Source organism: Neobacillus massiliamazoniensis (genome assembly GCF_001048695.1).
In the GTDB taxonomy this organism is placed as follows: Bacteria; Bacillota; Bacilli; order Bacillales; family Cytobacillaceae; genus Neobacillus; species Neobacillus massiliamazoniensis.
In genome coordinates this window covers 505,226-526,524 of record NZ_CVRB01000002.1, presented here as the reverse complement: position 1 = coordinate 526,524, position 21,299 = coordinate 505,226, and the positions used below count along the sequence as shown (strand labels likewise).

Genomic DNA, 21,299 nt, shown 5'->3' with positions numbered 1-21,299 from the left:
TTTTTCTGGTGTCAGGCACCAAAGTGGACACCATGTGGGGGGATTGGATTGGAAAGTATTACGGTTGTTTCTTTGTTGGATGTCATTAGTGAGTTGTTTTCGGAGGAGATATCAATTGCAGTTTCCAATAAGAGTGAATATATTTATTATCGGCCGAGTAAACGAATTGACTTGAAAATTCGTCCTGGTGATCCTCTGAAGGAGGGTACGATTGCTCATAAAGCAATTATCTCAAAGCAAAAGGTTTCGGAATTTATTGACCGTGATGTATTTGGTGTTTCTTATCAGGGGAAGGCAGTACCTTTTTTTCATAAAGATAAGCTTGAGGGCTGCGTTACCGCAATTTTTCCGGCATTAACGGGTGGAAAATTAGTTGTGACGATCAAAACGCAGGATGGCTGGATTCCCGTACCATTTTCGCAGGTAATTTATCTTGAGGCAAAATATAAAAAAACATATGTAAAAGCGAATAACCACACCGGGATCCATAAATACTCGCTACAAGAATTTGAATTCCAGCTGCCGAAGGATTATTTTATTCGCTGCCATCGCTCGTTTATCGTTAATGTTAATCACATTAAGGAAATATTTCCTGATACCCATTCAACTTTTGTCCTTTCGATGGATAATGGAGATCGGGTACCGGTTAGTCAATCTTATTCAAGTTATTTTCGCAGGCTACTAGGATTTTAAAAAATTCTGTTTTATCTAGTGATTATGCTGCCTTGTCTGAATTTTCTATAACTAATCCCAAAAATTCCTTAATGATAAGTATTATCGGTTAAAATTATTATATATTCATTGGGGAGTGGGAGTAATATGGGGAATAAATTAGAACGGATTAGGGATCCGCGACTTTTGAACCGCATCGTGACACCGGAAGAAGCTGCCTCCTGGATCAAAGACGGGATGACATTGGGATTAAGTGGGTTTACACGGGCTGGAGATGTGAAAGCGGTTCCATTTGCGTTAATAGAACGAGCCAAGAAGGAATCCTTCAAGGTAAATGTCTATACGGGAGCATCATTAGGTTCTGATGTGGATAAGCTTTTTGCAGAAGCAGACATCATTGGAAAAAGGCTTCCATTTCAAGCGGACCCAACGATGCGAAATAAAATTAATAATGGCGAACTTTTATTTGTTGACCAGCATTTGTCACACACGGCTGAACTGGTTCGTGCAGGGGTAATGGAGCCAATAGATTTCGCGATTTTGGAAGCGTTATCAATTACTGAGGATGGGATGGTGATTCCAACAACCTCTGTTGGCAACTCGTTAACGTTTGCTTTACATGCAAAATCAATCATCATTGAAATTAATATGGCAAATAGCGCTAACCTCGAGGGATTGCATGATCTTTATGATTTGGGAAAGCAAGGAGAAAGAGGTCCTATTCCGCTGACCAAATCGGAAGACCGAATCGGAACAATCGGAATCCCTGTAGATATTAGCAAAATAAGGGGAATCGTATTTACAAACCAATCTGACTCTCCTTCGACAATTGTCCCGCCTGATGAGGAAACGGTCATCATGGCGAAGCATTTAATTGAATTTCTTCGTAAAGAAGTAGCGGCAGGCAGGTTAACTGAGAGCCTTGCTCCCCTGCAATCAGGGATTGGCTCCATCGCCAACGCAGTTCTTCATGGAATGCTTGATTCTGAGTTTACCAATTTGGAAGTTTATTCCGAGGTTTTACAGGATGCGGTGTTTGATTTGATCGATGCTGGAAAGGTTCGTTTCGCTTCCTGTTGTTCGATAACGCTTTCAGAAGCAAAAATGCAGCAGGTTTTTGCTGATTTTGATAAGTATCGTGACCAAATAATCATGAGACCGCAGGAAATTTCCAACCATCCGGAAATCATCCGTCGGCTCGGGTTGATTTCAATTAATACAGCGTTAGAATTGGACATTTACGGAAATGTTAATTCCACGCATGTTTTAGGGACAAAAATGATGAATGGTATTGGCGGTTCAGGTGATTTTGCCCGGAATGCCCGCTTGGCCATTTTTGTAACCAAATCGATTGCCAAAGGCGGTAAAATTTCTAGTATTGTTCCTTTCGTTTCCCACGTTGACCACACCGAACATGATGTCGATGTCATCGTTACAGAGCAAGGTTATGCCGACCTTCGCGGATTGGCTCCAAGGGAGCGTGTTGAATTAATCATCGAACGCTGTGCTCATCCAATGTACCGTGAGCAGCTCTGGGAATATTATAAAGAAGCCCTTACAAGAGGCGGACAAACACCACATGTGCTAGAAAAAGCCTTTTCATGGCACACAAACTATGCCGCCCAGGGCACAATGCTAATGCCAGTTGCCCAAAATGTAAAATAATATTGAAAAGGTGTCCGCCACCCAAGCATTTTAATGAACAATATGCAATGTCCGCCCCACGTGGACAAAACATGTAAAATGTCTTTTTGGGGTGTCAGGCACCTTTTTTTCACAGCTTAAATTATTTTTTTGCCCTACTGACTTTTAGCTTCTTTCCTTTAATGGTGGCATTCTCCAGTGCTTCTAGGACGAGTGACCCCTTTCCGTTTAGAATATCCACATAACTCATGTTGTCAAGGATGGTGATAATTCCGATATCCTCAGCGTTTACTCCAGGGATTTTGGCAATCGTTCCAACAAAATCGACAGCACGAATCTTTTTCTTTTTCCCACCGTTGAAATAGAGTTTCATGATATCTTGGTTGATTCGGGCCGTTTTATTATTTTTCACCACTCTACGGCCGCTTATTTTTTCTTCGAATGCAGCCTTTCTATTAGCCACTTCTTGTGGCAAAGGAGCTTCTATTGTAGGAATTTCAAAGCCAATATAATTTTCTATTGCTTTAACGAATTTTCCTTCAAACGGCGTTGCAAATGTAATGGCTTTTCCAATATTGCCGGCTCTTCCTGTTCTTCCTGTTCGGTGCACATAACTTTCTTTTTCCATTGGAACATCATAATTAATAACAAGTGTTACATTATCAATATCAATTCCTCTTGCTGCTACATCCGTCGCGATTAGATAACGGAAATTTCCCTTTTTGAAACCATCCATAACCGCAAAGCGATCTACTTGTTCTAAACCTCCATGGAGTTTTTCACAAGAATAATGGGATTCATCTAACTCGGCAAAAACGGTATCGACATGCTCTTTCGTTCTGCAAAAAATGATACAACTATCAGGGTTTTCCACGACGGTTATGTCTTTAAGCAGAGAATTTTTTTCTTCTTCCTTCACTTCGATTAGTCTATGTTCTATTGTATCCGTTGTAATCCCTGAAGCAGCGATCTCGATTTGAACGGGGTCTTTCATATAGTGATGGCAGAGAGATTCAACATCTTTAGGCATTGTCGCTGAAAAGACCATTGTTACTCTGTTTAAAGGAAGTTCCTCAATGATTGTTTGAACTGTGTCGATAAAACCCATGCTAAGCATTTCATCTGCTTCATCAATAATGAAATACTTGATTTTATCTAAAACGAGTGTCCCTTTTTCGATATGGTCCATAACTCGTCCCGGTGTACCAACGACTACATGTGTTTTTTGTTTTAATTCGTCTTTTTGTTTTGAAAAGGGCTCTTTTCCATAAACGGCCATCGCTTTGATCCGTTTAAGCCGTCCTATATTCGTGATATCTTCTCGAACCTGTACAGCAAGCTCCCTTGTCGGTGTCAAAACTAATGCTTGTGGATGATTTTCTTCCCATTCCAGCATTTCACAAATCGGAATTCCAAAGGATGCTGTCTTGCCGCTGCCTGTTTGCGATTTTACGACAAGATCTTTATTTTCCAGTGCCAGTGGAATGACTTTACTTTGAACCTCTGTAGGAGTTTCGTATTTTAAAACCTCAAGTGTTCTATTTATTTCATTGCTTAACCCGTACTCGGCAAAACTTCTTTCGCTCATGTAGTAACCTCTTCGTTATATTTTATTATTCAACTAATAGGATTCTCTAGAAGAGTGATCATATCCATCATTTGAATAAGATTTATTATACTTGAATTACAACCAAAACGGCTTTTATTTTATATTTGAACTGATTAATAGGAATGTTGGTTCTTAGTAAATAAACCTTTTTTGAGAAAAAGGCTCTTGGTGACCGAAAAACCGAGAGAGAAAAGAAAAAACGGCACCAAAAATGGTTTTGATGACCGAGACCGAGAGAGAAAAAGAAAAACGGTCACCAAAAATGGTTTTGATGACCGAAACCGAGAGAGAAAAAGAAAAACGGTCACCAAAAATGGTTTTGATGACCGAAACCGAGAGGGAAAAAGAAAAACGGTCACCAATATGGTTTTGGTGACCGAAACCGAAAGAGAAAAGGAAAAACGGTCACCAATATGGTTTTGGTGACCATATAGGTTGTAGGGGTGACACTCTATTTGGAACATCCTTTTTCCTTAATACCCATAAATTAAGTTGTAAACAGTGTGTCTACAAAGGTTCTATGATTGAAGAGTAGCCTCCAACACTGCTGCCACTTCTGCAATAATGATTTCGCTCCCTAAGATAGGTGATTCTTTTGGTGTTTCTTCAGAACTTGGTTCAGGTCTCTTATGTGCTTCCTTAAAAGCATCGCTGTTTTTCCATGCTGAAAAGTCTTCTGCGCTTTCCCAATAGGTATTGACGTTTAATTCATCATGCTCTGTTACGTTTTTTCTAATCAAAACTTCTACTTTTACAAAGCCTTTCATTTTTTGTAATGCACCTGGTCTAGTGAAGGCTGGGGCCATTTTTTCGGCAAAACCTGGTTTTGTTTTAATTTTATTCGTAACAACGATCATCTTTTAACATCTCCTTGAATCGTTTATTGGGCATGATGTATGAACAATCATCCTCCATGTAATTTTAGCATTTGACAGTAATCTTTTCAGGAATCTGAACTGACTTATGTAGAATTTTACTTGCTGAATTGCAAACGGTTCCAAGCGCTACACACAAACAATCGTAAATCAGTAATACCTTGCCAATTTTCATAAAAAAATTGCTCCCATTACGATGGAACAATACGGTAAACTAGAAGCATCGGGCGATTTTTGTCCTACTTAAATAGATATAATCAGGAGGGATAGCAATGAAAGATTTCACGAAGGAATATTTCACGATGACTGAGCAGGATGCTGCTGATTATGCAAAAATAGTACTTCAATTTTTCCAAGAAGATGCGGAATTAACTTGTAAAGAAATTGGCGATGGCAACTTAAACTATGTGTTTAAAGTAGTGGATGAAAGGAACAATATGTCTGTTATCATTAAACAGGCAGGACCGGTTGCCCGCATCTCTGATGAGTTTAAGCTATCTCCTGATCGCAATCGCATTGAGAGCGAAATTTTAGGGTTTCAATATAAATTGGCCCCTGGTTTTGTACCCATAGTGTATAATTACGACCCAATCATGAACTGTTGTGCAATGGAAGACCTATCAGATTATGAAATCATGAGAGCGGCACTTATGAAACATAAGAAATTCCCGCATTTTGCCGATCACATCTCTACTTTTCTAGTAAACACTCTGTTATTAACGTCTGATGTTGTAATGGGGCATAAAGAAAAGAAAGAGCTTGTGAAAACATTCATTAATCCTGAGCTATGTGAAATTTCTGAGGACTTAGTTTATACAGAACCGTTCTATGACTGCCAGCGCAATGATGTTTTTGAAGGTTCAAAGGAATTTGTTAGAGAAACCATTTGGAGCGACAACAAATTAGCATTAGAGATAGCAAAATTGAAATTTGAATTCATGAACAATGCTCAGTCTCTGCTTCATGGTGACCTTCATACCGGATCTATTTTTATAAAAGAAGATTCTACAAAGGTAATTGACCCTGAATTCGCATTTTATGGACCGGCCGGTTATGATATTGGAAATGTGGTAGCTAACCTTATTTTTGCTTATGCTAATGCTAAATTTACCATCGAAGATGATGAAGTTAGAACAGATTATTTACGTTATATCGAATCAACAATAAATGATACAATTAATTTATTTAATCAAAAATTCTTAGTTGCTTGGGATGAAAAGGCAACGGAACGCGTAGCGCGCTATGAGGGCTTTAAAGAGTATTACCTTGATACTGTTTTAAGAGATACTTCAGCAGTTGCTGGGCTAGAGTTGCTTCGCCGGACGGTTGGCCTTGCACATGTTAAAGATATTACTTCTATTCAAAATCCTGACGCAAGAGTCCAAGCTGAGAAATTTGTTTTGACAGCTGGGAAGAACTTTATCTTAAACCGAGAATCAATAAAAACAGGTGAAGATTTCGTAAACGTGTTTCATGCAGTAGAACTAGAAGTATAAGGAGGCGCAGGTATTGTGGAAAATCTAGTATCTGTCATTCAATCTGTAAAGCTTGATGATGAGAATAACACGTTAGTATTGCTAGATCAAACGGTATTGCCGAATGAGACTGTCTTTTTAGAATTGAAGGAAATGGAAGATGTTTGGGATGCTATCTATCAATTAAAGGTCCGTGGAGCACCTGCCATTGGGATCGCAGCAGCCTATGGGGTTTATTTAGGAACAAAAAAATCATCGGCTCAAAACTATGAGGAACTATTTGAAGACTTTAAAAAAGTGAAAGAGTATTTAGCTTCATCACGGCCAACTGCTGTTAACCTGTTCTGGGCATTAAATCGTATGGAAGATCGCTTTAAGCAGGAAGAGGGTAAGACTGTTTCAGAAGTGTTAGCTGCACTTAAAGAGGAATCGGAAGCGATTCGCGCAGAGGACGAACAAATCTGCGAGGCGATTGGTGAACATGCTTTATCATTGCTAGAGCCAGGTATGGGAATTCTTACTCATTGTAATGCTGGAACGATTGCTACTGCCAAATATGGAACAGCGTTAGCACCGATTTATTTAGGTCAGGAAAAGGGTTATCAATTCAAGGTATATGCGGATGAAACAAGACCGTTACTCCAAGGGGCTCGATTAACGGCTTGGGAACTGCAACAAGCAGGTGTGGACGTCACATTAATCTGTGATAACATGGCCTCAATCGTTATGAAAGAAGGAAAAATACAGGCAGTGCTTGTAGGGTGTGACCGTGTTGCTGAGAATGGTGATACAGCGAATAAAATTGGCACATCGGGTGTGGCTATTTTAGCGAAACACTATAATATTCCTTTCTATGTATGTGCACCGTTATCTACAGTTGATTTGGATTGTAAAACAGGTGAGGATATTCATATTGAATTAAGGCCTTCCGAGGAAATCACCAGCAAATGGTACGAAAAAACGATGGCGCCGGAAGATGTAAAAACTTACAACCCATGTTTTGATGTAACCGACCATTCCTTAATTACCGGAATCATTACACAAAATGGGATTGCCTACGCGCCATTTAATGAAAGTCTTCCAAATATGTTTGAAAAGTAGTCGGACTATATTAGTTCGGCTTTTTTTCAAAAAGCTCTATCCTGTAATAACTGTGGCTAATCTTGCCATTATTACATACAAAGATGTGCCAATAATTTTGCATGAATGACTGTTATCAATGAATGTAGATTTTTTAAAACTAACCTTTAACAAAGGAGCAGGATGAAATGCAGGAAAAGCCAAAATACTATACTGATTTTGAAGCCAAGGAAATGATCTGCGAAATCGGAAGAAGAGTTTATAATAGAAGTTATGTTGCTGCAAATGATGGCAATATCTCAGTAAAAGTGGGTCCAAACATGATATGGACAACGCCAACAGGGGTAAGTAAAGGATTTATGACTCCTGACATGATGGTGAAAATGGATCTTTCTGGGAATGTTCTTTCAGGTAAAATGAAGCCTTCTTCAGAGGTTAAAATGCATCTCAGAGTTTACAATGAAAATCCTGAGGCGAATGCAGTTGTTCATGCCCACCCGCCAGTTGCAACGTCATTTGCAATTGCAGGTATCAGCTTAGATAAACCGGTATTACCAGAGGCTGTTGTTCTATTAGGAACCGTCCCGGTTGCTCCATATGCATTGCCAGGAACGGAGGAGGTACCAAATTCGATTGCACCGTATTGTAAGGATCACAATGCAGTCCTGTTAGCAAACCATGGTGCACTTACATGGGGGCGAGATTTAATTGAAGCTTATTATCGAATGGAATCACTCGAACACTATGCAACCATGCTGATGTATTCAAACCATATTATTAAAAAGGCAAATGAATTAAACAGTTCACAGGTTTCGGATCTAATCAAACTTAGGGAAGCAATGGGTATAAAAACTGGAGGAATACCGCAATGCAAATGTGAAGCCCATGATTCGATACAATCAAACCACCCAAAAGATGAAATTAAGCAAGCCTCGAGCAAAGAAGAATTAATTGGAAATATTGTCCGAAAAGTTACCGAAGAGGTTCTGAAAAACTATTTATAATTAATGGTGTCAGGCACCATAGTTACATTAGTGAGAGGAGGCAGGCGAAAGAAAAACATTTCCGTCTGCCTCTGGAAAGTCATTATTGGCGAATAGAGAGGCTTTACTGTCGAATAGCTACTTTTACTAGATAGAAGTAACAATGAAAGATCCACTAAAGGACTAGGACATATTAAAAAATTCAACAAAATAGGCTGAACCTAAAAGTCTAAAAAATACTAGACTCATAGGTCAGCCTATTTTTATAAATTATTTAAATTTATTAGCAAGTGCAGCAACGTCTGGTGTACCAAGTCCTGTAGCCTGATTATATATGGTTCCTGGAGTTCCGGTAAAGAATCCGTTATCGTTTGAATTTCCAGTTGTGTTCAAAGGGTGTAACGGTGAGTCTGCTTGCTGTGCAAAACGATAGATTTGTGGGTTCCAGAATCCGGCCTGCGTGTTATTTGCGCTATTAATTAACGCGGATAGGCCGCATAATTGTGGTGAAACAAAGGATGTTCCCCCGTAAGTAGCATATCCAGAATTTGAACCCGGTGCACCTGGATCACTAAACCAAACCATGTATCCTGTGTAAGGATCTGCGTTCATTGAAATGTCCGGCATGTTTCGTCCATTTCCAGTCCCTGTTACAATCGATGGAGCAGCATCACGAGTTAATGAAGTTTGGTCTGCATTTGGCGTCCATTGTTTCACTGCAGAATATTTGTTAACACCTGGTACTCCAAGCTGATAATCAGGGGTAGCAAAAAATAGGCTAAATCCGCCGCCACCACCTGCAAGATATCTGTTTGGCCATTGGGCTATATTATTTAAACCACGTTTATCAAAATAATTATAAAGGTAATCCCAGCCCCATGCGCGCTCTTGATCATTCTTTACATCGATGTTATATGCATTGGAATGGAAATGGAATGGTAAAGTGGTGCCGCCTGCTGTTGTAATATATGGGCTATCTGCAGGGTTATCAACTGATAGAGAAGCAGCATTAGGAACAGTAGAGCTTAACCCGAATTCCCTTGCGGCATCATAAGCACCCTCGTCACCTGCAGCTGCAAACATGGAGATGCCTTGTGCCGCAGCTTGCATATACAACTGATTGAACACTTCTGCGTATTGCGGAGTCTCAGCTAGTTGTTGGACGAAATACTGAATAGCAGGTTCACTTTCTCCCCAGCTTACAGAGATTTGTTGGGCTTTATTTTCATTGATTGCCTGTGCAAATGCGTCTGTAAAACCAGTATCAGTATTTGGACCGACATACACATTAATATTTGCTTGCGGGGCTAATGCACCTGACTGCTCGACATCAAGGGTGGTTTCATCATATCCGTCCCATCCAGATCCGCCATCGACATTTGTTTTCGTAATCCGGTTTGGTTTAACAGTTATTCCTGCTTTTTCCCAGAAAGTATAGGCATCTTCTGGATTAAAGTCTGCCAGGGTTACAATTCCAATTGTCTGGCCGGCACCGTTTGCCCCTTTGTCATAAAGCGGTTGTACATTGTACTGCTTAATTAAATCACTCGGGCTTAGGTTTAAAGGGCCAACTGGAGTGTTTTCACCTTCTGTTAAAGGAGCTGGCTGCTTTAAAGCACGTGACGTGAAATTTGAATAGTCACTTAATCCTAAAATACAAAGAACATCTTTACCAAAGCTTGCCGGTAATTTTGGAGTGTCCTTCGTACCATGAAAAATTTTCTCATTATATTTTTCTTTTTTTATTGAGATTGAAAAAGCTTTATTAAGCTGATCAGCAGTTCCAGTTGCAGTAATGATTAAATTGTTGGGATAAACTTTTGATTGAATGCCGAAAGAACTTAAATAATTCGTAGCTTTTTTAATTAATTCTGGATTCACTCCATAACTTTTACTAAATTGATCAACAGAAAGATAATGACGATAATTCTTGCTGCCAGGAGTAGTAGTTTCTTTAATATACTTGGCAAGCTTGTCCTTATCGTCAATTTTCATCACAATATCAACCGTGACCTGAGTATCCCCTGGTAAATCTCCAAACACACTAGCATTCTGTAAAACTTGTGGATTTCCCCCTTGTGGAACTGTTACTGTTTGTGGACTTTCCGCATTTGTTAAGGAAGGTACTGCTGTGAGAAGCATCATGGAGCTTAATAGAGAAGCGGTACTAATTTTTTTTAACATCTTTTTCATCCAATTACCTTCTTCCTTATGAAGTGTTTGTACAAATACTTGTACTACTCAATTATGTTGTAAAATAAATTGATAGACAATACAAAAAAATCTGACTATTACGACAGGATTCGCTAAAATTTGCAAGTATAAATGAGTGAAATTGACATTAGAGAAATATTTAAATACAATTTGTTTAAATGCTTAAACATTTAAACAGATAATGGAGGAACATATATTATGAAGAAGACTGCATTAATCACAGGAGCATCAAGCGGTTTAGGATATGAGTTCGTAAAGCTGTTTGCTAAAGATGGCTATAATCTTGTACTAGTTGCTAGAAACGGGAAACAACTGGAGGAAATCAAGCAATCCTTTAAGAATATTGAAGTTACCGTTATTCTTAAGGATTTGAGCGTCCTAGGTTCACCGAAGGAAGTTTTTGAAGAAGTTGAAAAACAAGGAATAAATATTGATGTTCTCGTTAATAATGCCGGTTTTGGGTTAATGGGTGGGTTTGATGAACTAGATATTCAAAAACAAGTAAATATGATTCAATTAAACGTATCGGCACTGACGGAGTTGACCTACTACTTTCTGCAAAAAATGAAAGATAGGAACAGTGGTAGGATTTTAAATGTAGCAAGTACTGCGGCATTTCAGCCAGGTCCGCTAATGGCGGTGTACTATGCAACCAAGGCATACGTCCTTTCATTTTCAGAAGCACTTGTCGAAGAACTAGCCGGCAGTTCTGTCACGGTTACAACTCTCTGCCCAGGTCCAACGAAGACCAATTTCGGTTCTGTTGCCAATGTTGAGGGTACGAAAATGTTCAGCCAAGCAATGGCTTCTGATATTGTAGCGAAAAAGGGTTACGAGGCAATGATGAGCGGAAAACGTGTGATTGTTACAGGAGCATTTAATAAGGCAGGTACACTCGGGGCTAAGTTTATGCCTAGAAGCCTAACGGCTAAAATCGCCAAGTATATCGCAGGGGAAAAATAATTTTGGAACGAAGGGGATAAACGAAATATGGGACAACAAGCTATTGAGGTATTCAGATCGTGTATACCGTTATTTAACGCCTTAAGTGATCCAGCAAGACAGGATATAATTCTTATGCTGGCAGAAAGAGAATCGTTGAGTGTAAATGAAATCGCCGAGCAATCAAAACTGTCCCGTCCGGCAATTTCGCATCATTTAAAAATCATGCGTGATATTCAATTAGTAAAAATAGAACAAAAAGGGACCCAGCGCTATTATTCTCTTTCTCTAATTCAAAGTGTAGAGCAATTAAAGCGGCTGATTGAAATAGTTGAGAGTGAGTGTATTCTATAGCTCACTCTCTTTTTTCATTTTAATTTTTTATTCAAAGAATCAAACCAACTGGTAGCTTATCGAGGTTCTAAGCGCCCGAAAACAGAGGGCAAACGAAAAAACGGTAGCTTATAAAGGTTCTAAGCGCCGAAAACATAAAGCAAACGAAAAAACGGTAGCTTATCGAGGTTCTAAGCGACCGAAAACAGAGGACAAACGAAAAAACGGTAGCTTATCGAGGTTCTAAGCGACCGAAAACAAAGGACAAACGAAAAAACGGTAGCTTATAAAGGTTCTAAGCGACCGAAAACAGAGGACAAACGAAAAAACGGTAGCTTATCGAGGTTCTAAGCGACCGAAAACAGGTGGGAAACGAAAAAACGGTAGCTTAGAAAGGTCCTAAGCTACCAAAAACAAAGGACAAACGAAAAAACGGTAGCTTATCGACTGTCAAATTTCATTCCGATTTGAAACAAACCCTGTTTTCCAGTATCTTCATAATGTTTTAACCTAATTTTAACAATAAATTAACCTATTAAACTTGGTATCAAGTTAACCTAAAAATGATAGAATGCCATTTTGAATAGGGGAATAAAGGATGAAGGTTGATTTGCACTGCCACACGAATATATCGGATTGTTCGTTTTCTTTCGAAGTAATTTTAGAAAAGGCACTGAAGGAGAATGTCAGCCACCTAGCCATCACGAACCATGATACAACAAAAGGACTGGAAGAGATGGTCCATCTGGGGAAGGAAAAAGGAATTGAGATCATCCCAGGAATAGAAATTTCTGCCTATGATTTTAACAGAGAACGAAGAATCCATGTTCTTGGATACTTTATTAAACATGGACATCCCTCGCTTGAGAAGCTATGCAGACCTCTTCTTGAGAGACGTCATGATGCCTCTTATGTGATGGTTCAAAATTTAATAGAAGCTGGGTATACCATTAGTTGGGAGCAAGTAGAAGAATATGCCAAAGGTGGAACGGGTGTATATAAGCAGCATATCATGCATGCCTTAATTGAAAATGGGTATACAGATTCCATCTACGGCGATTTATATAAAAAGCTATTCTCCCGCGGGCAAAATGGCGAAGCTCCTGGAATTGCGTTTATTCCTGTAAAGTATGTCGATGCACGTTTGGCTATCCAGGCCATTATTCAGGCAGGAGGGGTACCTGTTCTTGCTCATCCTGGCCAGTACAAAAGCTTTGAGGCTGTACCAGAGCTTGTGGAAGCGGGTCTTCAGGGAATTGAAGTGTGGCATCCGCTTCATGGCCCCGAGGATGAAGAAAGAGCAAAACTTTGTGCGGCCCATTTCGACCTCATTATGACTGGAGGCACAGATTTCCACGGCTTTTATGGTGAAAAAGAAGTGGTCATTGGCTCCAAAGATCCAGGGATTCAAGCTGTTGAGGGATTAAAGGCGCGGGGAAAATTCTTAAAATCATCAATTTTAGTAGAAAAAGAGCGGTAAATAAAGGAATTTAATTCATCAGCCGAAAAAGGAGAAACTATAGTCAGGTGAGCTGATCATGAAGGCTGCAGGAGGATTGATATGGTGGACGAATTGATGATTGTCGACGAAATGATTTCAGTTATCAAATCAGGTAAATTTGACCCAGATGATAAGCTGCCTTCGGAAAATGAATTGGCTGAAAAGTATATGGTTCCAAGAATTATGATACGGAAAGCGTATGAAAGGCTGCAGGAGCAAGGGTTTATTTATTCAAGACAAGGGAAGGGGAGTTTTGTTAAAGACAGGAAAAATCAAATCCCACTCGTGCTTTCCGGCGATGAATCCTTCAGTAAAAAAATGCAAGAACAGGGGTATCATTTAGAAACTAAAACCATCTTTTGTGAGGAAATAGATTATAATAAGAAAATTTTTCGATTTTTAGGTGTTGAAGATACTAACAAGGTCTTTAAAATAGGGCGGCTTAGACTTGTGGATCGAAAACCGATTGCCTTGCATATTTCATTTGTGGCCCAAGTGGTGTTTCAAGATATCGAAGCGGCGGGACCAAAGATTACGTCCATGTTTGATTATTATAACAAACAAGGTTTTTTGAATTTTTTCTCAGCGCCAAGCACTTTAAGCGTTGCTTTTCCAACTAAATTTGAAAGGGAGGTACTTGATTGCGCAAGTCTTGTTCCCCTCTTAGTGCTGGAATCTGGCTGTTTAGACAAAGAAAGCGGAACGGTATTGGAATATACAAAAATAATATATCGGAGTGATCGATTCACTTATGTTATCTAACCAGCTGGTGCTGGTTTTTATTGTTTTTAAAACTTTAAAGAAATGTACGCTTAAACACTATTTACAGACTCTTAACAGTATATTAACATTCCCCAGCTTGGCAACAAGATAGATTGAAAGTATGAAGAAACAACAAAAACGGAGGCTGGCTGATGAGAAGAAAAAGAAGAACAGAGATTTTAATTAACGGTTCAAAAAAATTGGCTGCCGCAATGGCAAAGGAAATTCTGGATACATATGAAGCGACAGCGATTGAGGATCCGAATGATGGACTTGTAATGGTGAAGGTTAGAGAATCGGCCAAGAAAAGCCTCTTCTATCTAGGCGAGGTTTTTGTTACAGAATGCAAGGTCCTAATAAACGGTTCATTGGGTATTGGAATTGTGGCTGGGCATGAGAAGGAATTGGCCTATCATCTGGCTGTCATTGACGCAGCTTATAAGGCTGGACTTAAGGAAACTGAAGGTTGGGAGAAATTGCTGCTAGAGGAAGATAGAATGATTAAAAAGGAAAAGTCAGCAAGAATGAATCAGGTTCTTAAAACCAAGGTAAGCTTTGAAACAATGGATACGGAATAAGGGGGTGACTTGATGCAAATAGATTTAGTTCATGATATACAGACGGCTTATCGTAAGGTCATTGACTCGATGTCAAGGCCTGGTGTAATTTCAGATCTTCATGAAGTGACCGCAAAAGCCGATTTTCATATAGGCTGTAATCCTTTAATAGAAGTTTTGGCACTTATGCTTCTTGATACGGAAGTAACCTTCAATGTGGTTTCAGTGCGTGAAGAAAAAATAACAAGGCTGATTAATCAGCTAACCTATGCAAAAGCAGCGGATACAGATAAGGCTGATTTCATTTTCGTCTTAAAGGATTGTGATCAGAAAGGGCTTGAAGCAGCTATCAGATCAGCAAAACTCGGCAGTCTCATTAATCCGCACGAGTCAGCGACCTTCATTATCGAAACGGAAAGCGTGAGTACTGGCACAGAGCTTTTTTTGACGGGTCCTGGAATTGAAGCGGAGCATGCTCTCGGTATTGCTGCAGCCGAAACATGGCTGGATATTCGTAACGAAAAAAATAAGGAGTATCCGTTAGGGATAGACATCATCCTTACAGATGCAAACGACTCTATTCTTTGCTTGCCAAGAACGACTCAAATTAGGAAACGGGTGACAGATTAATGGGATATGTGGCTGTAAAAGGCGGAACTCTTGCCATTAAAGAATCTATCAAGAGCTTGAAATTTGAAAGGTTAAAGTCCGGGACTGTTCTTGAGACAGTAAAAATAGAAGCGGGAATGAGAGGGCTGATTGACCAGGTGATGTCAGAAAGCAGCCTTTATTCACCAATGCTTGCTGCTATAGCAATCAAACAAGCAGAAGGGAATCCAGAAGAGGCTGTATTTTTGCTGAGAGCATACCGCTCAACACTTCCAAGAAAGCATTATTCAAGAATTGCAGATCCAGAGGAAATGCAGATAGAAAGAAGGATTTCAGCAAGCTTTAAAGATATACCAGGAGGCCAGGTGCTAGGGGCCACTACGGATTATACCCATCGTCTGTTAGATTTTGACCTTGTTACGGAAACAGAACAGGATGCGGTGCAATGGGTTAATGCCTATCTGCTTGAAAGCAAACAAGTAAATGAAAGTAATCGTACAGAGCGCTTTCCTAAAGTCCTTGATTATCTTCGAAAAGAAGGGTTAATGGCAGAATGCAGAAATGATGACAGGGAGCCTGACGATGTCACGAAAAAAAGCTTGGAATTCCCGAGCAGCCGAAGCCAGCGCTTGCAAATTTTAACCCGTGGTCAGACTGGTGCAGTTACCTCATTAGCTTATGCTGTGATTCGCGGGTATGGAGCCTTGCATCCAACGGTTGGCGAACTTCGACTCGGAAGCCTGCCGGTTTATATTGACGATCCGGTGGACGAGATGAAGGAAGAAGAGGATTCCTACTATATTGGTGAGATAAAAGTGACGGAAGCGGAAATGCTCATTCCTGTTACGATCCAAAAAGGAAATGGGAAAGAAGAGATTGAGTTTGAAATCGGTTATGGCATTTGTTATGGACAAAACGAGACAAAAGCAATCGCCATGGGAATTCTCGATAACAGTCTTGAAAAGGGAAACGCCGAGTATCCGACGCAGGACGAAGAATTTGTTCTGTACCATATTGATTCTGTGGAATCGACAGGTTTTATTTCACACTTAAAAATGCCACATTACGTCACGTTCCAGTCGAAGCTAGACAGTGTCAGAAAAACGAAAAAAGATGAAGGGATGACAGACGGAAAGGAGGCAGACACAAATGCAATTAAAATATAATTTTGCTTTTTTTGATGAAGGATCCAAGCGGGAAATAAGAAGAGCAACGTTAAAGGCAATCGCAATTCCTGGATATCAGGTACCTTTTGCCTCGAGAGAATTGCCGATTGCTAGAGGCTGGGGAACTGGCGGGCTTCAGTTAACACTCTCACTTATTGGTAAAAAAGATATATTAAAAGTGATCGACCAAGGATCGGATGAATCTGTCAATGCTGTGAATATAAAAAGGCTTGTTTCAGATACAACTGGAATCGAAGTAACTGAAGAAACCGGAAAAGCAACCATTATTCAGTCAAGGCACCGGATTCCGGAAGTCCCATTAACGAAAGATCAGATCCTGGTATTACAGGTTCCACTGCCAGAACCATTGCGTCTTTATGAACCGAGTGAAATGGAAACGAAAAATCTTCATGCTGAAAAGGAATACAGCGGAGCATGGGTCATGCTGTTTGAGCAGATCATGAAATATGGTACAACCACGACAGACGCCGATCATCCGGTCATGGTCCATGATCGGTATGTCATGGCACCAAGCCCGATTCCAAGATTCGATAATCCTAAAATGCACAGGTCTGAGGCATTAATCCTCCTGGGAGCAGGCCGGGAGAAAAAGATTTACGCAGTTCCTCCTTATACGGATGTTGAGTCACTAGCTTTTGAGGATTTCCCTTTTGAGGTGGAATCGTTTGAGGATAAAAGCTGCAGGTTGTGTGGATCAACAGGCGTTTTCATGGATGAGCTTTTCGATAATGAAACGGACGAAACTTACTACCAATGCAACGATACCAGCTATTGTTTATCACTAATGAATGAGAAACAAATGGCAGGGGGTGAAAGAAATGAGCAGCTTTGAAGCACCCATATTATCTATTAAAAACTTAAATAAGCAATTTGGTAAAGGATGCAGTAAATGCCGGGACTTAGCTGACAGGGTTCTTATTAAAAACTATTGTCAGGTATGCGGGACCGTCTATGCCTGCCAGGATATCAGTTTTAACTTACACCCGGGAGAAATACTGGGAATTGTCGGCGAAAGCGGCAGCGGGAAGTCTACGCTGATGAGATGCCTTTACTTTGACCAAGAAGTAACGAGCGGAGAGGCCTACCTGCAGAATTATGGAGATGGTGCGAACAATCTTTTACAAGAATCATCGCAGAAAAAAAGATATATTCGTAATCACTTGATGGGGAAGGTGTACCAAAACCCTTTGCTTGGTTTGAAAATGAATTTTTCCTCCATTGGAAATATTGCCGAAAAGCTGATTTCAGCTGGGAACAGGAATGTCGGACAGATGGAATCACGAGGAAAGGAACTTCTGGAATATGTGAACATTCCAAGCTACCGCATGAAAGAAGCACCGAAAAATTTTTCTGGAGGTATGCAGCAGCGGGTTCAGATTGCCAAAGCTCTTTCTAATAACCCGCCAATCCTGCTTTTGGATGAGGTGACGACAGGACTGGATTTATCAGTCCAGGCAAGTGTTCTGGATTTGATCAAGCATTTGCAAAATGAGCTGAATATCAGCATGATTGTGGTCTCCCATGACCTTGGAGTGATTAGGATGCTTGCGGACCGAACATTGGTCATGTTGGATGGGAAGGTAATTGAACAGGGATTGACGGATCAAATTCTTGAAGATCCTCAAGGTCCTTATACACAGCAGCTCGTTCAATCACTTCTTTAATCCTGTAAAAAAGGAGGAAACAAAATGTACCTTATTACAAACGGACATATCGTTACAGAAGCAGCGATATTGGAAGGTTTCGACCTGCTGATCAAAGATGACAGAATCGAAAAAATTGCATTTCGGGGTGAAATGCCAATCGATGAAACGCTTGAAGTCATTGATGCTGCCGGCGGCTATATTTCTCCAGGCTTCATTGATCTTCATTCTGATTATATTGAGAATATGGCAGCACCAAGGCCCACTTCCTTAATGAATTTTTACTTAAGCCTTAGGGAAGCGGAGAAAGAATTAATTGCTCATGGCATTACCACGATGTACCATTCCCTATCCTTATATAAGTTTACGGAGTACGTCCATAAGCCGATTCGTGAGCCTGAAAACGTCAAGAAATTTATAGATCTGATTGAACAGAGCCATACCAACAGTCATTTAGTGCGCCATCGATTCCATGCGAGATTTGAAATCGACAATGTGAATGAGGTTGATAATCTAAAGGCCTATATTGCCGAAAACAAGGTTCACCTCATTTCATTCATGGATCATACCCCCGGCCAGGGACAATATCGGGACTTGGAAGTCTATCGTCATACTGTGAGAGGTTATAACGATATAAGTATAAGTGATGACGAGATTGATAGAATCATAACAAAGCACATGACGAAAGAGAAGCTGGCAATAGACGCGATGCGGGATATCGCACAGGCAGCAATGGAAAATAATATTGCTATTGCCTCGCATGATGATGATACGATCGAAAAGCTGGAGCTGGTAAAAAGCTTCGGTGCTCAAATTAGCGAGTTCCCAATAACGATGGAAATAGCAAAAAAGGCAAAGGAACAAGGTATGTCCACGCTGGCAGGAGCGCCAAATGTCCTGCTGGGGGGCTCTCATAGTGGAAATCTTTCCGCTGCTGAAGCAATCCAGGAGGGGGCTATCGATATTTTGTGCAGTGATTACTACCCAGCTGCCATGCTCCATGCCATTTTTGAGATGAACAAAACCTATGGGCAGGATTTGGCTGAAATGTTCAGGCTAGTAACAATCAATCCTGCTAAGGCAGTAAAGCTTGATCATGAAATTGGGTCGATAAAGGAAGGGAAAAAGGCGGATCTGCTTATCATAGAGAAAATCCAGCATGATTTTCCGGTGATTACAACTGTAATGGTAGATGGAAAGCTAATCCAAAAAACAAATTATCGAATTTGACATAAGAAAGTGTGAGGAAATATCTCCTAAACAGTTTATCAATTTAACCTCATGAAAGAAGGTGGATAAATGGAAAACATATTATCAATTGAAGGCTTGGCCAAATCTTTTACCCTCCACAATCTAAACAAACAGATTAAAGCCATTACTAACATTAGCTTGTATGTAAAAGAAGGCGAGTTTATTGGTATAACTGGAAAAAGCGGAAGCGGAAAATCTACGATTTTAAAATGTATCTACCGAACCTATTTGACTGAAGGAGGTGATATTTGGTACAACTCGACTAAATTTGGTCCCATTAACCTTGCATTAGCTACCGAACGAGAGATGGTATATTTACGGAAGCACGAAATTGGTTATGTATCACAGTTTCTTAACGTGATGCCCAGAACCACTGCTAGAGAGCTGGTGAAGCAATCCATTATTGAAATGGGGCATCAGGAAGAAATTGCAGAAAAAGAAACAGTGAAAATGCTTGAGCATTTTGAAATTGATCGGGAACTATGGGATAGTTATCCAGCCACCTTTTCGGGAGGAGAGAAGCTTCGGCTTAACATCGCAAGGGCGATGGTAAAGCGGCCAAGGCTTTTACTTTTAGATGAGCCAACCGCCAGCCTTGATGAATCATCAAAACAAAAAGTTAAGGAGATCATCAAGCAGCTTATGAATGAAGGTACAACGATGCTTGGTATTTTTCATGATCTCGAATTTATGAAGGATTTGTGCAACAGGGAATACAATATCCAGGAAGGTAAATTCCAAATTTCAACAAAATCTTTATAAATTCCTCACAGAATCTTAGCAATTTTTAAATAGTAAATTTACAGTCTATTAATATTGGCTTTGTATAATTTAAGTGTACGGAAGTTAATAATTTCAAAAAAATACTAATAAAGGGTCGCTTGGGAGGAGTTTTACTAATGAAGAAAGCATTGACAAAGAGTGGATTGTTAGTTTTTTTATCTGCCTTAATTATTTTTGCAGCTGGATGTTCTTCGAAAACGGAAGGTTCAGCCTCAGAGAAAAAAGGAAATGACACCATCACGATTGCTTGGCTGCCAAATGAATCTGGTCAGGATCTAGAAGAAGCCAGAACAGAGATAGGGAAAGAAATTGAAGCAGCAACAGGGAAAAAAGTTAAACATAAGACAACAACGGATTACATAGTCGCAATCGAAGCGATCGCTAACGGTAATGCTGATATGGCATTCCTTGGTGCCCAAGGCTATATTGAAGCCCATAATAAAAATAATAAAGTCCTTCCAGTGGTCGTTCCTAGTGGTGAATCAGGTACGCTTACAGATGCTGTATATTACAGCTGGCTTGCTGTAAATAAAGGCGATGCAAATGAGTACAAAAATGGTGATAAGTTCTCGATTGATAAAATTGCTGGAAAGAAATTTTCATTTGTTTCAACCAGCTCCACCTCTGGGTTCAAAGTTCCATCGGCGGGAATTGTCGATTATTTCAGCAAGAAAAGTAACTACAAAGATTTGAAGGCAGAAGACCTGCAAGAAGGCGGAAAGAACAAGTTTTTCAGTGAAGTGCTATTTGGCGGATCTCACCAGGGCTCTGCAGTTAATCTTTTAACAGGTAAGGCAGATGTTGCAGCGTTTTGTGATACATGTGTAGCAAACTACGTGAAACTATCATCTGGTGAAGCAAACACACCTGGAGCAGTATACCAGGTAAAACAAGATGCCGCTGAGCCATTCAATACTCTTCCTGGAAAAGAATTTGAGCTTATTTCAGTTACACCAGTGCTTAACTCGCCATTTGTTGTAAACACAAAAACTCTCTCTGCTGACGATCAAAAGAAGATTCACGATGTTTTAATTAGTGATAAGGTTACTCAAAACGAAAAAATCTTTGTTCCTGCTGACTCTAAATTTTCCGGGCTGTTCAAAATGAAATCTGGAAAAGAACATCTGGTAGAGGTCGATGATAAATTCTTTGACCCAATTAGAAAATTGTCTAAGTAAA

At 40.0% G+C, this 21,299-nt stretch carries 21 protein-coding genes; 18 read left to right on the top strand and 3 right to left on the bottom strand.

The features are described 5' to 3' along the window. Positions 1 to 48: 48 nt before the first annotated feature. Both BN1082_RS10455 and scpC read left to right on the top strand, forming a co-directional pair. Positions 49 to 693, top strand: a complete 645-nt coding sequence (locus BN1082_RS10455; protein WP_090634027.1) for a LytTR family DNA-binding domain-containing protein — start codon at positions 49 to 51, stop codon at positions 691 to 693. A 126-nt stretch (positions 694 to 819) separates the two neighbouring features. Beyond that, a complete protein-coding gene (gene scpC / locus BN1082_RS10450; RefSeq protein WP_090634025.1) occupies positions 820 to 2,337 on the top strand; it encodes a succinyl-CoA:acetate CoA-transferase ScpC in 1,518 nt (505 codons plus the stop codon). A 121-nt stretch (positions 2,338 to 2,458) separates the two neighbouring features. Here the strand turns inward: scpC and BN1082_RS10445 are convergent, their stop codons facing one another. Then, a complete protein-coding gene (locus BN1082_RS10445; protein WP_090634023.1) occupies positions 2,459 to 3,904 on the bottom strand; it encodes a DEAD/DEAH box helicase in 1,446 nt (481 codons plus the stop codon). 189 nt (positions 3,905 to 4,093) lie between these two features. On the opposite strand from BN1082_RS10445, the gene BN1082_RS10440 reads away from it, so the two are divergent. Then, positions 4,094 to 4,351 (top strand): hypothetical protein, encoded by a 258-nt coding sequence (locus BN1082_RS10440; protein ID WP_090634021.1) that lies wholly within the window; start codon positions 4,094 to 4,096, stop codon positions 4,349 to 4,351. Positions 4,352 to 4,443: 92 nt separating this feature from the next. On the opposite strand, the gene BN1082_RS10435 is transcribed toward BN1082_RS10440, so the two are convergent. Further along, entirely contained in the window at positions 4,444 to 4,782 is a 339-nt protein-coding gene (locus BN1082_RS10435) for a heme oxygenase (RefSeq protein WP_090634019.1), read from the bottom strand. Between the two features lie 290 nt (positions 4,783 to 5,072). On the opposite strand from BN1082_RS10435, the gene mtnK reads away from it, so the two are divergent. The 3 genes from mtnK to BN1082_RS10420 all read left to right on the top strand — a co-directional run bounded on the left by mtnK (position 5,073) and on the right by BN1082_RS10420 (position 8,359). Continuing rightward, on the top strand, positions 5,073 to 6,296 hold the full coding sequence (gene mtnK / locus BN1082_RS10430) for an S-methyl-5-thioribose kinase (protein WP_090634017.1): 1,224 nt from the start codon (positions 5,073 to 5,075) through the stop codon (positions 6,294 to 6,296). A gap of 15 nt (positions 6,297 to 6,311) precedes the next feature. Then, on the top strand, positions 6,312 to 7,376 hold the full coding sequence (gene mtnA, locus BN1082_RS10425; protein ID WP_090634015.1) for an S-methyl-5-thioribose-1-phosphate isomerase: 1,065 nt from the start codon (positions 6,312 to 6,314) through the stop codon (positions 7,374 to 7,376). Positions 7,377 to 7,543: 167 nt separating this feature from the next. Then, on the top strand, positions 7,544 to 8,359 hold the full coding sequence (locus BN1082_RS10420) for a class II aldolase/adducin family protein (protein ID WP_090634013.1): 816 nt from the start codon (positions 7,544 to 7,546) through the stop codon (positions 8,357 to 8,359). Positions 8,360 to 8,608: 249 nt separating this feature from the next. On the opposite strand, the gene BN1082_RS10415 is transcribed toward BN1082_RS10420, so the two are convergent. Then, positions 8,609 to 10,531: a S53 family peptidase gene (locus BN1082_RS10415; RefSeq protein ID WP_090634011.1), complete on the bottom strand. Its 1,923-nt coding sequence runs from the start codon at positions 10,529 to 10,531 to the stop codon at positions 8,609 to 8,611. A gap of 219 nt (positions 10,532 to 10,750) precedes the next feature. On the opposite strand from BN1082_RS10415, the gene BN1082_RS10410 reads away from it, so the two are divergent. From BN1082_RS10410 to BN1082_RS10355, 12 genes are all read left to right on the top strand, one after another. Then, a complete protein-coding gene (locus tag BN1082_RS10410) occupies positions 10,751 to 11,515 on the top strand; it encodes an SDR family NAD(P)-dependent oxidoreductase (RefSeq protein WP_090634010.1) in 765 nt (254 codons plus the stop codon). Between the two features lie 27 nt (positions 11,516 to 11,542). Continuing rightward, a complete protein-coding gene (locus tag BN1082_RS10405) occupies positions 11,543 to 11,848 on the top strand; it encodes an ArsR/SmtB family transcription factor (protein ID WP_090634008.1) in 306 nt (101 codons plus the stop codon). A gap of 577 nt (positions 11,849 to 12,425) precedes the next feature. After that, complete coding sequence (locus BN1082_RS10400) at positions 12,426 to 13,307, top strand: PHP domain-containing protein (protein ID WP_090634006.1); 882 nt, start codon at positions 12,426 to 12,428, stop codon at positions 13,305 to 13,307. An 81-nt stretch (positions 13,308 to 13,388) separates the two neighbouring features. After that, positions 13,389 to 14,090 carry a GntR family transcriptional regulator gene (locus BN1082_RS10395; RefSeq protein WP_090634004.1) on the top strand — a complete coding sequence of 234 codons (702 nt, stop codon included), beginning with the start codon at positions 13,389 to 13,391 and terminating at the stop codon, positions 14,088 to 14,090. A 152-nt stretch (positions 14,091 to 14,242) separates the two neighbouring features. Beyond that, entirely contained in the window at positions 14,243 to 14,668 is a 426-nt protein-coding gene (gene phnG, locus BN1082_RS10390) for a phosphonate C-P lyase system protein PhnG (RefSeq protein WP_090634002.1), read from the top strand. A 12-nt stretch (positions 14,669 to 14,680) separates the two neighbouring features. Then, the gene (gene phnH / locus BN1082_RS10385; protein WP_090634000.1) at positions 14,681 to 15,277 is read left to right on the top strand and encodes a phosphonate C-P lyase system protein PhnH; all 597 of its coding nucleotides are present in this window, start codon (positions 14,681 to 14,683) and stop codon (positions 15,275 to 15,277) included. Further along, positions 15,277 to 16,422, top strand: a complete 1,146-nt coding sequence (locus BN1082_RS10380; protein ID WP_090633998.1) for a carbon-phosphorus lyase complex subunit PhnI — start codon at positions 15,277 to 15,279, stop codon at positions 16,420 to 16,422. The genes phnH and BN1082_RS10380 overlap by 1 nt, the downstream gene beginning before the upstream one ends. Continuing rightward, positions 16,406 to 17,275, top strand: coding sequence for an alpha-D-ribose 1-methylphosphonate 5-phosphate C-P-lyase PhnJ (locus BN1082_RS10375; protein WP_090633996.1), 870 nt, complete (start codon positions 16,406 to 16,408; stop codon positions 17,273 to 17,275). Before BN1082_RS10380 ends, BN1082_RS10375 begins: the two co-directional genes overlap by 17 nt. Next, positions 17,262 to 18,107 (top strand): ATP-binding cassette domain-containing protein, encoded by an 846-nt coding sequence (locus tag BN1082_RS10370; RefSeq protein WP_090633995.1) that lies wholly within the window; start codon positions 17,262 to 17,264, stop codon positions 18,105 to 18,107. Before BN1082_RS10375 ends, BN1082_RS10370 begins: the two co-directional genes overlap by 14 nt. Before the next feature lie 24 nt (positions 18,108 to 18,131). Then, a complete protein-coding gene (gene phnM, locus BN1082_RS10365; protein ID WP_090633993.1) occupies positions 18,132 to 19,316 on the top strand; it encodes a phosphonate metabolism protein PhnM in 1,185 nt (394 codons plus the stop codon). A 69-nt stretch (positions 19,317 to 19,385) separates the two neighbouring features. Next, the gene (gene phnL, locus BN1082_RS10360) at positions 19,386 to 20,099 is read left to right on the top strand and encodes a phosphonate C-P lyase system protein PhnL (RefSeq protein WP_090633991.1); all 714 of its coding nucleotides are present in this window, start codon (positions 19,386 to 19,388) and stop codon (positions 20,097 to 20,099) included. 137 nt (positions 20,100 to 20,236) lie between these two features. Beyond that, positions 20,237 to 21,298 carry a phosphate/phosphite/phosphonate ABC transporter substrate-binding protein gene (locus BN1082_RS10355; protein ID WP_090633989.1) on the top strand — a complete coding sequence of 354 codons (1,062 nt, stop codon included), beginning with the start codon at positions 20,237 to 20,239 and terminating at the stop codon, positions 21,296 to 21,298. Position 21,299 lies beyond the last annotated feature (1 nt).

Excerpts from the sequence above, each read along its gene's own strand:
- scpC (WP_090634025.1), top strand. The coding sequence starts at position 820 with ATGGGGAATAAATTAGAACGGATTAGGGATCCGCGACTTTTGAACCGC.
- BN1082_RS10445 (WP_090634023.1), bottom strand. The coding sequence starts at position 3,904 with ATGAGCGAAAGAAGTTTTGCCGAGTACGGGTTAAGCAATGAAATAAAT.
- BN1082_RS10435 (WP_090634019.1), bottom strand. The coding sequence starts at position 4,782 with ATGATCGTTGTTACGAATAAAATTAAAACAAAACCAGGTTTTGCCGAA.
- mtnK (WP_090634017.1), top strand. The coding sequence starts at position 5,073 with ATGAAAGATTTCACGAAGGAATATTTCACGATGACTGAGCAGGATGCT.
- BN1082_RS10420 (WP_090634013.1), top strand. The coding sequence starts at position 7,544 with ATGCAGGAAAAGCCAAAATACTATACTGATTTTGAAGCCAAGGAAATG.
- BN1082_RS10415 (WP_090634011.1), bottom strand. The coding sequence starts at position 10,531 with ATGAAAAAGATGTTAAAAAAAATTAGTACCGCTTCTCTATTAAGCTCC.
- BN1082_RS10410 (WP_090634010.1), top strand. The coding sequence starts at position 10,751 with ATGAAGAAGACTGCATTAATCACAGGAGCATCAAGCGGTTTAGGATAT.
- BN1082_RS10405 (WP_090634008.1), top strand. The coding sequence starts at position 11,543 with ATGGGACAACAAGCTATTGAGGTATTCAGATCGTGTATACCGTTATTT.
- BN1082_RS10400 (WP_090634006.1), top strand. The coding sequence starts at position 12,426 with ATGAAGGTTGATTTGCACTGCCACACGAATATATCGGATTGTTCGTTT.
- BN1082_RS10395 (WP_090634004.1), top strand. The coding sequence starts at position 13,389 with ATGGTGGACGAATTGATGATTGTCGACGAAATGATTTCAGTTATCAAA.
- phnG (WP_090634002.1), top strand. The coding sequence starts at position 14,243 with ATGAGAAGAAAAAGAAGAACAGAGATTTTAATTAACGGTTCAAAAAAA.
- phnH (WP_090634000.1), top strand. The coding sequence starts at position 14,681 with ATGCAAATAGATTTAGTTCATGATATACAGACGGCTTATCGTAAGGTC.
- BN1082_RS10380 (WP_090633998.1), top strand. The coding sequence starts at position 15,277 with ATGGGATATGTGGCTGTAAAAGGCGGAACTCTTGCCATTAAAGAATCT.
- BN1082_RS10375 (WP_090633996.1), top strand. The coding sequence starts at position 16,406 with ATGCAATTAAAATATAATTTTGCTTTTTTTGATGAAGGATCCAAGCGG.
- BN1082_RS10370 (WP_090633995.1), top strand. The coding sequence starts at position 17,262 with ATGAGCAGCTTTGAAGCACCCATATTATCTATTAAAAACTTAAATAAG.
- phnM (WP_090633993.1), top strand. The coding sequence starts at position 18,132 with ATGTACCTTATTACAAACGGACATATCGTTACAGAAGCAGCGATATTG.
- phnL (WP_090633991.1), top strand. The coding sequence starts at position 19,386 with ATGGAAAACATATTATCAATTGAAGGCTTGGCCAAATCTTTTACCCTC.
- BN1082_RS10355 (WP_090633989.1), top strand. The coding sequence starts at position 20,237 with ATGAAGAAAGCATTGACAAAGAGTGGATTGTTAGTTTTTTTATCTGCC.